Below are 16,123 nucleotides of genomic sequence, written 5' to 3' on the forward strand. Positions count from 1 at the left end.
GGATTACTCAAACGCCCCCGAGGCTCCCATGCGTTCCCGGATCTTTTTTATGATACCGATGTTCTGGGTGTGGCCGCTTTTCCTGGCGATGAACCGGCCCCGGATGGGGCGCCCGAGCAGATACAGGTCGCCTATCAGGTCCAGTATCTTGTGCCGGGCGGGCTCGTTTGGGAACCTGAGTGGGGTGTTCACTATCTTCTCGTCGTCTATCAATATGAAATTGGACAGCTTGCCGCCCCCGGCCAGCCCCGCCTCCTCCAGTTTCTGGATGTCCCGCACGAACCCGAATGTGCGGGCCGGTGCGATGGTCTCCCGGTAATGGGCGCCGGACTCGTAAGAGTATTCATACTCTTGCGCCCCCAATGGAGGAGGATAAGCCAGCATGTAATGAACCGAGAACCCTGGCGCTGGCTCCACCATTATGCCGGGGCCGTCTTCCATGTCCCCCACGCAAATGGTGTCTTCTATTACAATCTCCTCCACGCTCCCGTCCTGCTCCTCAATGCCGCTGTCTTCGATGAGCTGGCAGAAGTCTATGGCTGATCCGTCCATTATGGGCGCCTCGTCGCCTATTTTTATGAGCAGGTTGGTTATCCTGTAGCTGTGCAGGGCGCTCATGATGTGCTCTATGGTTTTTATGGTCACATGCCCGTTGGTGAGCGTGGTGGCGTATTCGGTGGAGTGGACATTCTCCAGCAGGGCCGGAACGCGGGAGCCGGTGCTTATGTCGCCGAAAACTATCCCCGAGCCGGTGGGCAGGGGGGATAGTATCATGCCGGTCTTGATGCCGGAATGAAGCCCCTGGCCGCAAAGCACCACGGAGTTTTTCAACGTCCTCTGCCGCGTGAGGGACGATTTCCCCTTGCCCGTCATGACGGATATTTTCCTGGGCGCCACGCCCAGGCCCTGACGGCCCATGCCACCCTCTTCGCTTATGGCGGTGGTCACGTGTTCCGTCATCAACACAGGCCCGTCGCAAACCAGCACCGCCTGTTCCATCACCCTTTTCAACTCACGGATATTCCCGGGCCAGGGAAGGGTGGTTAAAAGCTCCATGGCCTCCCCATCCACCGATTCCAGGTGTTTTCCGTACTCGTCGCAGATCTCGTCCAGAAACCTCTCCACAAACTCCTGGATGTCGTTCTTCCGGTTACGAAGCGGCTGGAGCCTTATGGTTGTAGTGGCGGCGTCGCCGGTGAAAAGGCTCAGGGGCTTGTTGTTCTCAGCGCTGGCGCTGTCCGGCTCCATTTCCACCGAGGCTATCAGCCGCGGGCGGGTGTCCGCGTTAAAAGCCACAGCGCCCAAAAACTCCGCCAGGGAGGCGGACAGTTTCGGGTCGAGCATGCCCAGTTTGTCCAGAAACACCGACCCGCCGGTGGAAAGATCCATCCTGCCGCCACTTTTAGCGCCGGTTATGAGGCTGTTCAAATCCTCAGCCGTGAAGGATTCACACTGGATTTCAAGGAACGGTTTTTCCCTTCTGGACGAAAGGTTGTGTATCATCCTGGCGGCGAAACGCTTGCCAAGCCCCGGCTCGCCGATTATAAGGGCCGGGCCGTGGCTCTGCGCCGCCTCGCGGATAAGCCTGCGCGCCTCTTTTGCCGCCCGGGACGATCCCATGAACCGCCCTTCCACCGCCACGCCCCCCTGGAGCGATGGAAGCCCCCCGTTCCTGAACCGGCTCCGGCGGCTTCTTACCGCCTTGCCCACGGCGCGGAGGATTGTGTCCAGCGAGAAGGGTTTTTCTATGAAATCCAGCGCCCCTATCTTGGTGGCTTTCACGGCGGTTTCAATGGCCCCGTGGCCGCTCATCATCACCACTTCCGTGTCGGCGTCTATGTTCTTGAGGATCTTGAGCGTCTGCAAACCGTCCAACCCGGGCATCCATATGTCCAGCAGGACCACGTCCGGCGTTTCCGACTGGATCATGCGCAGGGCGCTCTCCCCGTCCGGGGCGCAGTCCACATCGTACCCTTCGTCGGTGAGGATGTCCTTTAGGGCGGCCCTTATGTTTTCCTCGTCGTCAACTACGACAACTCTTCCTTTTTTCATCAGTTACCGTGAAATGGCCATGCGGGCCGTAAAATTTTTGAAGGTTGATTTTACCATCATTCCACCGGCAATTCGACGGTAAACACCGTGCCCCGGGGCCGGTTGGCGGACACGGTGATGGAGCCGCCGTGATCCTCCACCACCCGGTTCACTATGGCAAGCCCCAGCCCGGCGCCGGAAGGTTTGGTGGAAAAATAGGGTTTGAATATGCTCTGGGCCAGCCCGTCCACCACGCCGTGCCCCGTGTCCTCCACCTGGATCTGCACCCGGCGCCGGTCCGGCTGGGCGCGGGTCTTTATAACTATATTCCCCTCGCCGTTGAGGGCGTCCATGGCGTTGTCCACAAGGTTTATGAAAACCCGTTTCATCTGCTCCGGGTCCATCCTCACGATGTTCACCGCCGGATCCAGGTCCGACTGGATGGACACTCCCTGCCTGGTGTGTTTGTACAGGTTGATAACCCCGTTTATGGTGTCGTGCAGAACGCATGGCTCCATCCTGGGGTCCGGGAACACCATGTCCTTGGCGGCCGAAAGGGTATCGGAGCCGGGCCCGGCGTCGGACATCTTGGCCATCCGGGAGAACTGCTCCACCAGCCCCTTCATCTGCTCCACCTCCCGGATGATGGTATTGGTGGCGTCATCAAACACCTTTGGGAAATCCGGCGCTTTCTGCTCGAACTTCCTGCGCATCCGCTGGGCGTTCAGCTGGATGGGCGTGAGCGGGTTCTTTATTTCATGGGCCACCACCCGGGCCATCTCCTTTAGCGCCAGGGCCCGCTGGGCGGATATGAAGTCCGTAAGGTCGTTGAACACTATCACCATGCCCATGTACTGGCCGCCCCTGTCCTGCAACATGGACACCGAGGTTTTCAGGGCCCTGCGCTGGCCGTTCACTGTTATGTCCAGCTCCTGCTCCACCGTGTTCTTTCCATCGTGGCGCATCTCCCGGATCATCCCCTTGATGGGGGCCAGAAGGTTGCTCCCGAACACCCTGCGGTAATTCTTCCCCTTGGCCGAGCCGGGCGGCACGCCGAACATGGCCGCCGCGTAATCGTTTATGGTGGTCACCATGCCCGCCTTGTCTATGGACACAACGCCGCCGGGCACGTTCTCCAGCACCGCCTCGATGTACTGGCCCCAATGGTGCAACTCCACGTTAGAGCCGGTGAGGTTCCTCATGGCCTCCTCCAGCTGGCCCTTGGAGGTGCTAAGGTCGTGGGTCATGTTGTTGAAGGAGGTGATGAGCTGGCCCACCTCGTCGTTCTTGGCGGGGGTGTCTATACGCACGTTCAGGTCGCCCCGGGCCACGGCCTCCGCCGCCTCGGAAAGGGTTTTAAGGGGGACTGTTATGCCCCGCGCCAGATAAAACCCTATCCATATGGAGGAGAACATTATCACCAGCGCCACCAGAAGGAGCGTCACCTGGTACGATGTCTTGATAAGCTCCTTTTTTATCTTGAGCTGTTTGTAATCCTCAAAGGCCTTGGTGATGGAATGGGCCTGCTCTATGAGCCTGCGGGTGACCTCCCGGGCCACCACAACCACCCCTTTAACCCGCCCCTCGCCGGTGTCGTCGGCAATAGGGGAGAGGGAGATGACCATGTTCACCCCCTCCTTGTCGTCCACCTCGGTCACCGTCTCGCCCACGGCCACGCGGGCCAGCAGGTCGGGCTTGTCCTCCATCTGGAATGTTATTTCGCTTTTGGGGCGGGAGACCTCCGACACCAGCTCGAAATCCTGGTTGTACGCCTGTATGAGGTCCACGTTGTACTCGCGTAGCTTCTGCCGCAGGAGCCTGTTGAGGTTCACGGCGGAGCCTTCGGTTATGAGCCCCCGCATGTCCAGCAAAGTGGAGAGGTATTGGGCCTTGCCCCGGGTCTCGTCCTCCGACTCGCGGTAGAGGCTTTCAGCCACCAGCAGTGATTCCTGGAGCGTCCGCTCGATGCGCGCGTTGAGCCACTTGTCCACGGTGTCGGAGATAAGCTCCGACGCCACTGTGAACATGAGCGCCGAAGGCACCAGCGTCATGGCAAGAAACGATATTACAAGCTTGGTCTGGAACCTGGCCCCCGCTATCTTGCCGCGCCGCTCGAAATATAGCTTCACCAGGTTGCGGATGACAAGCAAGACCATCACCACCAGCAGGATGACGTTGAGGTTTAGCACCAGGGCCACCGCCAGGTCGTTGGAGATGGGGGCGTCCACCCCGGAATCCTGCATGAGGATGGCCGCAACGGTGAGCAGGATGAACAGCGATGTGGCGCCGATTATGAGGTAGCGGGTGTTTTTCTTCCTGCGGGCGACGATGTCGCCGGGATCCATCTCGCCGTATTGGCCCGGAACCACCAGCCACTTGAGAAGGTTCAAGAGGCGGTTTACGTATGGTTTAATGTCGATCCGGCCCATGGGCATCGCAAAAGTCCGAAAAAAGAAGCATCCACAATGTTAACATGCCCCGGAGCCCGAGGCCAAGAACGGTGAGGCTTGGCGTTGATAACCCCGGTTGAAAGCCCTTGCGGCGATGCGCCTTTATAGCCATCATATAGGAGGGTTTGCATTGGAGGTTATTTGCCATGCGGGGCTCATTGGGGTGTGTTCTTTGGGGGCTGTTAACGGTCATCTTCATTACCGGCTGTTCCGCCGGAGCGCCGGAAGACTACCGCCCCGCTTTTACCAGCCAGCCGCCTGGCGGCGTTAAACAGCTGATTTTCGGCGTCCACCCCCTGCACAACCCCAACAAGCTCTTCGAGGTTTATGGGCCTATCGTCGATTACCTCAATGAAAACCTGAAGGATGTTTCCTTGAGGCTGGAGGCGTCGCGCAATTACGACGAGTTCGACAAGAAACTGTACGCCCGCCATTTCGACCTGGCCTTGCCCAACCCCTACCAGACAATAAAGGCCATGAAGCATGGCTACCACGTTTACGGCAAAATGGGGGATGATGAGAACTTCAGGGGGATAATACTGGTGCGGAAAGACGGGGTCATCCGCGAAGTGGCCGACCTGAAGGGCAAGACCGTGAGTTTCCCCGCGGCCACGGCCCTGGCGGCCACCATGATGCCGCAATATTACCTGCACACCCACGGGCTGGACATAAACCGGGACATCACCGTGGCGTATGTGGGCTCCCAGGAGTCATCTATCATGAACGTTTATATCGGCAAGGCGGCGGCGGGCGCCACGTGGCCCGTGCCCTGGATAAAATTCATCAAGGAGCGGCCCGACATCGCTGAAAAGCTCATGGTGAAATGGCAGACGGAGACCCTGCCCAACAACAGCCTAGTAGCCAGGGACGACACGCCGGCGGAGGTGGTGGAGAGGGTTGGCGCCCTGCTTTTCACCCTGCAAGACAGCGACAGGGGCAGGCGGATGCTGGAGCAAATACCCATTTCCAGGTTCGAAAAAGCCACCGACGCAACCTATGAGCCGGTACGCCAATATATAAGGAAGTTCAGCAAGAACGTGCGCCCGGTGGAAGAATGAGCCGATGACGATATTCCCAGCCAAATGGCGCCGCTCCTGGCCGGTGAGGTTCTGGACCCGCTCCATCCGCCGCCAGCTTATGCTGGGCATCATGACGGTGCACGCCGTCCTCATGTCCATTTTCGTGTACGACATGGTGGGCCGCCAGCGGGAGTTCCTGCACAAACAGAGCGTGGAACAGGCTAAAAGCCTGGCGGAGACCCTGGCCGCCAACAGCGTGTCATGGGTGCTGGCCAGCGACGTGGTGGGGATGGAGGAGGTCATACAATCCGTCCGTAGCTATCCAGACCTGAAGTTCGCCATGCTTTTTTCCACCGATGGGCAGACCCTGGCCCACACGGAACGCAAATTCGTGGGGCTATACGTGAGCGACCCGAAGAGCCTTTCGCTGTTAAAATCCTCCCCGGCCACCACGGTATTGACGGACAGCCACGCGCTGGTGGACGTGGCGGTGCCCATAGTGGCCCGGGACTTGAAAAGGCACATAGGCTGGGCCCGGGTTGGGCTTGGGCAGGAAGGCATCGCCGCCGGGTTGCGGATAGTGACCCTCCACGGCCTGACATACACCGCCATGGCCATAGGGGCTGGCATGGTGTTCGCCTTCTTCATGGCCCTGGGGCTCACCATAGGCCTGCGCAGACTTGTGGATGTGACCGGCGCCATCATGGGGGGGCGGCGCGACGCCAGGGTGTCCATGGAGCGCACCGATGAGCTGGGCCAGTTGGGACATGGGTTGAACCAGATGCTGGATTTCATCACCGAAGGCGAGGAAAAAGTCCAAAACCTGCTGGACTCCACAGCGGAAGGGATATTCGGGCTCGACGAAAATGGGGATATATCTTTCATAAATCCCTCGGCCATGCGCCTGCTCTCGTACCCGTCACGGGAGGACATCCTGGGCAAGAATGTCCACGACACAGTCCATTACGCCCATGCCGACAGGACCCCCATCCCCATCGAGGATTGCCGGACACTCCAGGCCATAAGGTCCGGCGAAGGCATCCACGTGGATGACGCGGTGTTCTGGCGGATGGACGACACCTGTTTCGACGTGGAGTACTGGGCGCGTCCGGTTCAGCATGAAGGAAGGGTGACAGGGGCCGTGGTGACTTTCATGGACATAACCGAGCGCAAGAGGGCCGAGGAAGCGCTGGTGGAGAGCAAGAACCGCCTTCAACAGCTTATAGAGGCGTCACCGGTGGCCATGGTCATTTCCGACAAGGGCTGGCGCAACATTTTTATGAACCGCAAGTTCACCGAGCTTTTCGGCTATACCCTGGCGGATATACCCGCCGTGGAGCAATGGTGGCCAATGGCTTATCCCGATGAAAGTTACCGGAAAAGCATAAGGAAGCGATGGGAGGCTCTGGTGGACAAGGCGGTGAAGGAACGCTCCGCCATAGCGCCGATGGAAAGCAGGGTGACGCGGCGGGATGGTGGAATGGTGGACATTGTGTTCAACTTCTCCTCCATCGGGGAACTGGGGCTTACTGTATTCCAGGACATCACCGAGCGCAAAAGGACCGAGGAGGAGCTTAAAAGGCTCTATACCGCCATTGAGCAGTCCAGCGACGTGGTGGTGATCGCCGATGTTAAGGGGAATATCGAGTACGTCAACAACGCTTTCGAACGCTCTTCCGGGTACACAAAAAGGGAAGCTGTGGGAAAGAACCCGCGCATCATCAAGAGCGGCAAGCATGACGCGGAGTTCTACAAGCGGATGTGGGGAGCCCTCGCCTCCGGCAGGACATGGTCCGGCCACCTGATAAACAGGAACAAGGATGGCGCCCTTTACGAGGAATACTCCACCATCACCCCCATAGTGGACTCCGAGGGGGGGATAGTAAACTATGTGGCCATTAAAAAGGACATCAGCAGGGAGTCCACCCTCAACCGCGCCAGGGACTTTTTCACCCGCATCACCTCCCACGAGCTACGCACGCCTCTTACCAAGCTCATGCTGGTGAAGTCTTTCATAGCACAGGGGGCTTTGGAGGACATAGACACCGTTAAATTGGCCCTGGACGAAGCGATTGGCGGGTTCCAGCGGATAAGCCACGCCACCTCCCTTATGAGCGAGCTTAGCCTTGGAACCCCCACCGAAAGGCTCATCCACGGAAACTTCAATGACCTGCTCCAGGTTGTAATGAGGGAAACCCAGATAGCCATTGAGAAAGAAGAGCGGAAGGTAACGTTGACCTGGGATACGCAGGGATTGGAGACGGAAACCAGCGCCCCCTTCGATTTCGGGCTGATGAGGCATGCGCTGGACGAGATATTTTCCAACGCGATCAAGTACACCCCCAACGGCGGGAACGTGAATGTCTCCGCCAGGGTTGACGATGGGTTTGTGGTGGTGGAGGTTGCGGACGAGGGCCCAGGCATCCCCGCCGAGCTTGTAGAGAAGGTTTTCGACCCTTACTTCTCCCTGGAAAATCCGCTGGAGCATTCCACGGGCCGGTTCAAGTACAAAGGCGGGGGCATAGGCCTGGGGCTCACCATCGCCCAGATGATAGTCAAATACCACGGCGGCTCCATTAAGCTGGGGCCGAACCCCGGGGGCAAAGGGTTATTGGTGGCCGTGCGGCTCCCCGTGGAGCGGCGCCAGTCTTAAGACGCGCCGTTCAGGTAGAAGGGGGATGAGGTCTCCCACCCGGTCTCGAAATTAAAGAACGACACGAAGAACAGGATGTAATTGAACGGGGGGATGAGCTTTATGGATTTCATCTCGCACCGGGCGCGGATGTAATACCGGCTGTTGTGTTTAAGTTCGGCGGCGGGGGCTATCTCCAGGTTTTCAAGCCTTGTCATCCACCGTTCCAGCCTGTCGGCCTCTTTGATCACCATCGGCTCCATGGCCTGCGGATCCTTTGCGGCCTGCGAGGCGTTGTCTTTGTTCTTGTACTCGGCGGCGGAAAGCTCGGCGTCGAACACTATGTCGTCCTCGTCGTCTCCCCGCTTCTCCCAGGTAAGATAGACCTTCCGCAGGGTGTCAAACTTCACCAGCCGTTTTATCACCAGTTCCCGGGCGGTTTCGTTCCAAACCAAAGTCCGGATACGCTTAAGCTCCACGAAATAGGTGAAAGTAACCGGCGCGCCGGAGTCTATGCTCTCCTTTATCTCCTTGGTGAAAGAGCCCTTGAGGACCGCCGAAACATTCACTTTCTCCGGCCCGCCCGAACGCACCACGTCCACCATGTAGGCGTCATCGGCCAAGGCAGGCGAAACTGTGGCCAGGGCCATAACAAACGCCGCCAAAACGAAACCGGCCAACCGGCGAGTGAAAACCCCCGCCGGGGCGGCGGAAGATGTAATGTTCATTTCAACAAGAGGCTGTAAAGTGGTTCGAAAATTTACACATTATATACAGAGCCCCCAAAAATCAAGCTAGAACGGTTCCAGGTGGCGCGCCGGGCTCAGTTTGAGGCGGAGAATCTGGTTCAGGAGTCCGAGGTGACAATGCCTCGGCGGGAAAAACGTGTCATGCCGGGCTTAACCCGGCATCAGGGCTTTGAGGCCGTGATCCCGGATTTCCGGGACGGCTTCCGGGATGACAACATGAACAGCGCAGGTAGCCCGCTCCGCGAGGTGTTAGCGCCTCGCGGCCATGGCGGCGGAATCAGCGCGGTTGATGGATCAACCGGTTATATTTCCTTATCAGCCCACGCAAATCCGCCTTGAGGATTCATTTTTCGAAAAACCCGCCGATAAAAAGGTAAACCAGGGAGAAACTGTCATGGCCGACCTAATAACTTTCAACGCCGGTTTTGCGCCTGTTCGGGATTTACCCCGTCCCGCGCCGCAAGCCAACCCCTCTTCGGGAGCGGTTTTCCAATCCCATGCGCAAGTTGAGGAGCGTAAATCCGTTTCCGTCTCCATATCCAGCGCGGCAATCCCTTCGAGTGGCGGATTTGAAACCATCAACGATGAAATTGGACGCCAAACCGAGGATGACCCGGATCTGAGCCTTTTACGCAAAACTTTTAACCTGAAAGACAAGGATAGGAAGCCCCCGGAGGAACAGCCGGACGCGGCTCAAAAGCAATCCGTTGCCGGAAACGCCGGTCAGGATGAAGCCAGTAACGGCGCTTCCAGCGCCACCGCAACAAGTGGCAACGGGCAAAGCGCTTTCACCGTAACCGTGGAGGGGCGGACGGAAACCTTGGTGGAAGTCTCTGTCAGCGTCCAGCAGGAACAACAGCAAACCGACCCGCTGGCGCTGGACCTGAACGGCGACGGTTTTGAAACCACCGGCGCGCAAAACGGATTATCTTTCGACATCAATGGCGACGGAGTGGCGGACAAAACCAGTTTCGTAAAAGGCGACGACGCTTTCATCGCCTACGACAAAAACGGCAACGGCGTGATAGACAGCGGCAAAGAGCTTTTTGGCGACCAGAACGGCGCCGCCAACGGTTATGAGGAACTTGCCAGATACGACCAGAACCACGATGGCTGGATAGACTCCGCCGACGCCATATATAAAGACCTTGTGTTGATAAAGAACCGGGGCGGCCAGACATTCAACGCAAGCTCCGCCGAAACGCTGGGCCAGGCGGGGGTGGCGGCCATAAAGGTGGGCTACGGCTCCTCCAGCGCTTTTACAACCGGGGGTGACGCCATCGCCCAAACCGGGGCCTTTGTCCGCGCCGATGGCTCCACAGGCCAAACCGCGGATATATTGCTTAACAGGGTTTCGTTGACTGGGTAACGGCGGAGCTTAAAGGAGCCGGTTTAATCCGGCAGGCTGGTTTCAATACAGCGGGCCACCGGGTGCATGGGTTTGTTCATGGCTATCTTGGCCACCACCAGGGCCAGCTCTTCGTCGGTAGGCTCTTCGGCGAGCACTTCGTTGAGGTCCACATGCGTCATCACCTGGTTGCATAACGACACAACACCTTCCGCCGTAAGCCATAACCGGTTGCAGGCGCCGCAGGTTCGCAGGTCGTCCCGGGTGACAACTTTCATGGCCGTGCCGGTGCCTTCCAGCTTCCAGGGATTGTTGCTCAATGCGGCCCCTTCCATCCTTGTTAACTGGTATTTGCCGCCCACGGTTTTTACGATGGTTTCGGATGACATAGGTTTAGAGCCGGGAACGCCCTGGGTTTCCACTATGTAAATATCCAGCCCCCGCTCCACGGAGAAATCCACCAAAGGCAGTATCTCACCTTCGTTAACGCCGGGGACAAGGGTCATCTTCACGCTGGCGGGTATTTTGTATGCGACTGAAGCGGCCTCCAGCCCATCCAGCGTCCGGGGCAGTTCGTCAAACCCGGTGATATGCGCGAAGATGGACGGATTCAACGATGGGATGGTTACGAAAAGCCTGTGAAGGCCCGCTTGCGAAAGCCCTTCGGACTTCTCTTTCAGGAACCGGCCGTTGGTGGAAAGTGAAACAGAGGTTAACTGTTTTATCCGGACAAGCCCGTGTACAAGCTCCAGAATGTCCGGGCGCAGGAGTGGCTCACCCCCGCCTATAAGCCTGGCTCGTTTTAACCCCAGGGCGGCCATTATGGTTATGAACCTCAACAGCCATTCTGTGGGGAAAAGCCTGGCCGGCGGATGCGCCTTACCTGCGGCGCAAAACCCACATTTATACTCACACCACCCGCTGGCCGATATCTGTATCAGGTCCACCGGGCGGCGGAACTTGTCAGGCAACATCGTAAACGCCTATGGTGTCTTTATTCCCGTCGGGTTCGACACTCAAAACACTCCAACCATCTTTTTTAATTTTCATCCCAATCCCGGAGGCAAGTCAACACAATTGGTCAAATGTCCACATGCGGATAGAACGGAGCGATTCAGGAATAAATGGAGATGTTGTGGAAAAATGGTGCCGAGAGAGGGAGTTGAACCCCCGACACGAGGATTTTCAGTCCTCTGCTCTACCAACTGAGCTACCTCGGCGCCCAAAGAAAGCGATGCTATAAGAACATTGGCGTCCCCAGCGGGAGTCGAACCCGCGTCGCCGCCGTGAAAGGGCGGTGTCCTGGGCCTCTAGACGATGGGGACCCGTCTGCTTAAAAACCAAGTGTAATCCATGGCCAGCCGCCATATTGGGCGGAAGCCCGGCCCGTCCATCAAAGTGGATTATGGTGAGCCGCGATGGACTCGAACCATCGACCCACGCCTTAAAAGGGCGTTGCTCTACCAACTGAGCTAGCGGCCCATATCCCGTTTAATGAACGAAACAGTAAACTTACCCAATCCGGGCATATCCTGTCAATCAGAAAAAGCTTATTGGCGCTATTTGGCAATGGAACAGCTTGTGTGAATTAGGGTTATCCATTTGGGCGGGGTGTCACTTTAGGGGCACGGAGCGCCGTTTCCGCTTCGCTGGAATCACCTATGAATGCTTCGCCGGGGTCGCCCCGCCCCGGATTGATTGCTTCGCCGGGGTCGCCCGACCCCGGGTAATCTTCCACCCATGCAACGACAAACCCAATGCCATTGATTATCGCATTGAGTGAGACACCCACCGACTCGGTTTACCCGAGGCCGCAGAAATAGGATCCGGGGTCGGGCGACCCCGGCGAAGCATTAACAGGAGTCAGCGACCCAGGGGAAACCTATATTTTTCTCCCCCTGCCCGATGGGGAGTGTCGCCGGAGGCGACGAGGGGGGTGGGAGCGGGAAGCGAAACGTTATGGTTCCATACTGCAACCACGGGATCGCCCCGGCTAAGGCTTCGCCTTCGCCACCCCGCCTTGTCAAGGCGGGGAACATGAATCCGGGGCCGGGCGACCCCGGGGAAGCATTAATAGTGACCGGGCGACCCCGGCGAAGCGGGTAATATTCTCGGCTTCACAAAGCCGGTTCAGCTTGGATATTGCCATATGCCCCACAGGGCGCTGAGGTCAGGCCGTAGAGTCTTGATGTTTTTCTCCCCTCGCCCCCAAAATAAAAAACCGCCCGGTGGTTTCCCACGGGACGGTTGCTAAATCGCAAGAGACCCTTCGACAAGCTCAGGGTGACAAAGACAAGCTCAGCAAAATATAGAGGGCGGGTTTTGCGCCCGCCCCTACAATGCCTTAAATGTCGTAGTACAGCGTGAACTCGTGCGGATGAGGCCGTTTCCTCAGCTCGTCCACCTCTTTCTCGCGTTTGTAGGATATCCAGGTGTCTATGAGGTCCTGGGTGAACACGTCGCCCTTCAGCAGGAAGTCGTGATCTTTCTCCAGTTCGTCCAAAGACTCTTCCAGCGAGGCGGGCAGGCTCGGAACCTCGGCCAGCTCCTCGGGGGTAAGGCCGTAGATGTCCTTGTCCAGCGGAGAGCCCGGGTCTATCTTGTTCTGGATGCCGTCCAGGCCCGCCAGCAACATCGCCGAGAAGGCCAGGTAGCCGTTGCACGAAGGATCCGGGAAACGGACCTCTATGCGTTTGGCTTTCGGGCTGGCGCTGTACGCGGGGATGCGGATGGAGGCCGAGCGGTTCCGCGACGAGTAGGCCAGGTTCACCGGAGCCTCGAAGCCCGGCACAAGGCGCTTGTAGGAGTTCGTCGTGGGCGCCACTATGGCCGCCAGGGCCCGGGCGTGTTTCAGTATGCCGCCGATGTAGTGGAGCGCCATCTGGCTCATGCCCGCGTAGCCGTCACCGGCGAACAGGGGTTTGCCGTCTTTCCAGAGCGACTGGTGGCAGTGCATGCCGGAGCCGTTGTCGCCCCAGATGGGTTTGGGCATGAAGGTGGCGGTTTTGTTGTTCCTGTACGCCACGTTCTTTATGATGTACTTGAACAGTTGCAACTTGTCGGCCATCTGCAACAGCGGGGAGAAGCGCATGTCTATCTCACCCTGCCCGGCGGTGGCCACTTCGTGGTGCTGGGCCTCTATGTCTATGCCGCACTGTTGCATGACAATGACCATCTCGGCGCGCAGGTCCATGAACTTGTCCACGGGCGGCACCGGGAAATAACCCTCTTTATAGCGGGGCTTGAAACCCAGGTTGGGGCCCTCGTCCCTGGCGGTGTTCCACTGGGCCTCGATAGAGTCCACAGCGTAGAAAGACCGGCCCTGGGTGGACTCGTACCGCACGTCGTCGAACACGAAGAACTCCGCCTCGGGGCCGAAGAAGCATGTATCGGCTATGCCGGTGGACTTTAAGTAAGCCTCGGCTTTTTTGGCTATGTTGCGCGGATCGCGGTTGTAGGGCTCCATGGTGATGGGGTCCACAACGTTGCAGATCAGCGAGAGGGTGGGGTATTTGCAGAACGGGTCCATCATGGCGGTGGACGCGTCGGGGATGATAAGCATGTCCGAAGCGTGTATCGCCTTCCAGCCCCTGATGGAAGAACCGTCAAACCCCATACCATCGGTGAATATGGACTCTTTCAGCTCCGACATGGGATAAGAGCAGTGTTGCCAGATACCCGGAAGATCCATGAACTTAAGATCGAACATTTCGCATTTGTGCGATCTTGCGAACTCAACTACCTCTTGTGGCGTCATGAAGATTTATCCTCCCCTCTATATGTATGGTAAATCATTTAAACCGCCATCTTTTTCACGGCCGGGCCGAGGGAACCCGGCTGGGAACAAGACGGCGATGTTTTAAAAACCTAAGGTCCAACGAGGCGCCTTGGGCGAAAATAACATGGCTGGCGCAAGCCTGCCGCTAAAAGCCCAAAATCGCCCCCGAGCCACCGGCCTGCAAGTATAACACGCAAACCGGCGGAAGCGAGGGCGAAACGTTTTGGGTTTTCCGGGGCCGTTTCCCCGTTTAGATGGCCTCCACACCGCGCTCGCCGGTGCGGATGCGGATGACCTCCTCCACGGGGCTTACGAAGATCTTCCCGTCGCCTATTTTTCCCATGGACGCGGCGGCTATGATCTTTTCGATGGCGGTTTCCACCATGCTGTCGTCTATGACCACTTCCACCTTTATTTTGGGGAGGAAGTCCACCACGTACTCGGCCCCGCGGTAAAGCTCGGTGTGGCCCTTTTGCCTGCCAAACCCCTTCACCTCGGTGACGGTGAGCCCCTGGGCGCCTATGGAGGTGAGGGATTCCTTGACCTCCTCAAGCTTGAAGGGCTTTATTATGGCCTCTATCTTTTTCATTGTTCCCATCCTGTCTTAGCTTGTTACCTTTATCCGGCGGCCACCCGTCATGGAACGGGCGGCCAACCGGAACTTCATGCCCCGCCGTCAGAAGGAATACACGAAATCCACCGCAATGTCGGTAACACTGTCGTTGGATGCGCCATCCTTGTCTACAAACACTTTCTGGTCTGACTTGGTGTACCTATACTCGGCCCTGGCTACGAAGCCGGGGGCTATCGTATAGATGGGCGCTATGGTAAACGCGTCCCGCTTTTCCTTAACGCCGGAGCCGAACCTGGCGCCTTCCTTGTCGTCGAAAGAATCATACCTCAAAGTAAGGCCGATTTTTTCGGTAACCGCGTAGTTGGCCATCACCAGGTACCCCGCCCAATCGGCGTCCTTGCCGGGGTTCACAACGGATTGTTTCTCGTATTTGCCGGAGTTGTATTCCAGCCCTATGGTCAATCCCGGAATAGCCGTAATCGTGGAGTCTATGTCGAAAGCGCTGAGGTTATTTGGCGAAGCCCCATCCGCATCGCTTCCTTCCTTGCCGGTTATATAGGAAAGGCCAACGTTGACACCCTCAACCGGGGTCAGGCCCAACCGGCCGCCTATGGTCTTATCCTTGTTGTCGTCGGAGATTTTATCCCAACCGTTCACGCCGTACACCGAAAAATCCACCATGCCCGAAGCTCCAGAAACCATGGCTCCGGTAAGGTTGGTCGGCAGGCCGTATATGAACACCATGGCGTGGGAGTATTGGAACATCTGGTTGGGGTCCACCAGCTCAAAGCCTATGGGGGCGTTGAACTTACCCACAGTCAGTTTCAAACCGGCCGGCAGGTTGGCGTAAATGAACGCTTGCTCGGCGGTGATATCGGCAAGGCCAGGCACGGTGGCCGTGGTTTCCGTCTCCGAGGCGCTCACGGCGGTCATCCTGTCGGTGGAGCGGTAGTTCAGGTCCACCCTCAGGCCGCCAACGTCCTTGATTGACTTCTCGATGTCAATTTCCGCCTCTTCCATGGTGAAAGTGGACAATTGCGACCTGTCTTGATAGTCATAGTCCACATCCACAAAACCGGAGATCTTAAAACCTTCTGCCACATCATAAGCTTGAGCGGGTGTGGTAAGCCCAAAACCAAGCAGTAGCGCCGCCAATCCTTTAACAACCCTTTTCATGTAACCTCCTCTTATGTAGTTGGCCTGGAATCGCGATATTTTAAAAAGATTCGCCAATACCCATACGCATCAGCCATATCAACGCGACTTTACGCTTCCCAATAAAGCAAAGGCAATACCAGATAAGCTCAAAATACTTAACTTTGCCACTTTACCCATATTTACAAATAGATACAGCTTGTTATCGAGCGGAACAGCGCACAGCCGCCCTTGTTATAAAGCGTACATTTTCAGCGCAAAATCCCTTTGGCGCCTATTTTTTACGCTTATCCGGAAGGGCTTAAAAAGTTAACCGTGAATCGCACGATTACTGGTCAAAACCGCCATAAACTTGCTCTAAAGCCAAAACCAGGAGAAGCCCTGGAA

At 57.4% G+C, this 16,123-nt stretch carries 10 protein-coding genes and 3 tRNA genes; 3 read left to right on the top strand and 10 right to left on the bottom strand.

Annotated features, from left to right (window positions below; translation table 11 throughout):
• Nucleotides 1-3: 3 nt before the first annotated feature.
• Both lpxC and HY751_06175 read right to left on the bottom strand, forming a co-directional pair.
• Nucleotides 4-2,052: a UDP-3-O-[3-hydroxymyristoyl] N-acetylglucosamine deacetylase gene (gene lpxC, locus HY751_06170; protein ID MBI4665978.1), complete on the bottom strand. Its 2,049-nt coding sequence runs from the start codon at nt 2,050-2,052 to the stop codon at nt 4-6.
• A gap of 56 nt (nt 2,053-2,108) precedes the next feature.
• On the bottom strand, nt 2,109-4,460 hold the full coding sequence (locus HY751_06175) for a HAMP domain-containing protein (protein MBI4665979.1): 2,352 nt from the start codon (nt 4,458-4,460) through the stop codon (nt 2,109-2,111).
• 167 nt (nt 4,461-4,627) lie between these two features.
• Between HY751_06175 and HY751_06180 the strand changes: the two genes are divergently transcribed.
• Nucleotides 4,628-5,539, top strand: a complete 912-nt coding sequence (locus HY751_06180; GenBank protein ID MBI4665980.1) for a phosphate/phosphite/phosphonate ABC transporter substrate-binding protein — start codon at nt 4,628-4,630, stop codon at nt 5,537-5,539.
• A 4-nt stretch (nt 5,540-5,543) separates the two neighbouring features.
• The gene (locus HY751_06185; protein MBI4665981.1) at nt 5,544-8,153 is read left to right on the top strand and encodes a PAS domain S-box protein; all 2,610 of its coding nucleotides are present in this window, start codon (nt 5,544-5,546) and stop codon (nt 8,151-8,153) included.
• Here the strand turns inward: HY751_06185 and HY751_06190 are convergent.
• A complete protein-coding gene (locus tag HY751_06190; protein MBI4665982.1) occupies nt 8,150-8,860 on the bottom strand; it encodes a DUF4390 domain-containing protein in 711 nt (236 codons plus the stop codon). The two genes, HY751_06185 and HY751_06190, sit on opposite strands and share 4 nt — an antisense overlap.
• 415 nt (nt 8,861-9,275) lie before the next feature.
• On the opposite strand from HY751_06190, the gene HY751_06195 reads away from it, so the two are divergent.
• Nucleotides 9,276-10,250 (top strand): hypothetical protein, encoded by a 975-nt coding sequence (locus HY751_06195; protein MBI4665983.1) that lies wholly within the window; start codon nt 9,276-9,278, stop codon nt 10,248-10,250.
• A 23-nt stretch (nt 10,251-10,273) separates the two neighbouring features.
• On the opposite strand, the gene HY751_06200 is transcribed toward HY751_06195, so the two are convergent.
• From HY751_06200 to HY751_06230, 7 genes are all read right to left on the bottom strand, one after another.
• A complete protein-coding gene (locus HY751_06200; GenBank protein MBI4665984.1) occupies nt 10,274-11,203 on the bottom strand; it encodes a radical SAM protein in 930 nt (309 codons plus the stop codon).
• 170 nt (nt 11,204-11,373) lie between these two features.
• Nucleotides 11,374-11,449, bottom strand: a tRNA-Phe gene (locus HY751_06205).
• A gap of 29 nt (nt 11,450-11,478) precedes the next feature.
• Nucleotides 11,479-11,554, bottom strand: a tRNA-Glu gene (locus HY751_06210).
• Between the two features lie 81 nt (nt 11,555-11,635).
• A tRNA-Lys gene (locus tag HY751_06215) sits at nt 11,636-11,711 on the bottom strand.
• 862 nt (nt 11,712-12,573) lie between these two features.
• Nucleotides 12,574-13,986: a type I glutamate--ammonia ligase gene (gene glnA / locus HY751_06220; protein ID MBI4665985.1), complete on the bottom strand. Its 1,413-nt coding sequence runs from the start codon at nt 13,984-13,986 to the stop codon at nt 12,574-12,576.
• Nucleotides 13,987-14,257: 271 nt separating this feature from the next.
• A complete protein-coding gene (locus HY751_06225) occupies nt 14,258-14,596 on the bottom strand; it encodes a P-II family nitrogen regulator (protein MBI4665986.1) in 339 nt (112 codons plus the stop codon).
• 87 nt (nt 14,597-14,683) lie between these two features.
• Nucleotides 14,684-15,757 carry an outer membrane beta-barrel protein gene (locus tag HY751_06230; protein ID MBI4665987.1) on the bottom strand — a complete coding sequence of 358 codons (1,074 nt, stop codon included), beginning with the start codon at nt 15,755-15,757 and terminating at the stop codon, nt 14,684-14,686.
• Between the last annotated feature and the right edge of the window lie 366 nt (nt 15,758-16,123).

This window comes from Nitrospinota bacterium (assembly GCA_016208975.1).
GTDB lineage: Bacteria > Nitrospinota_A > UBA7883 > UBA7883 > JACRLM01 > JACQXA01.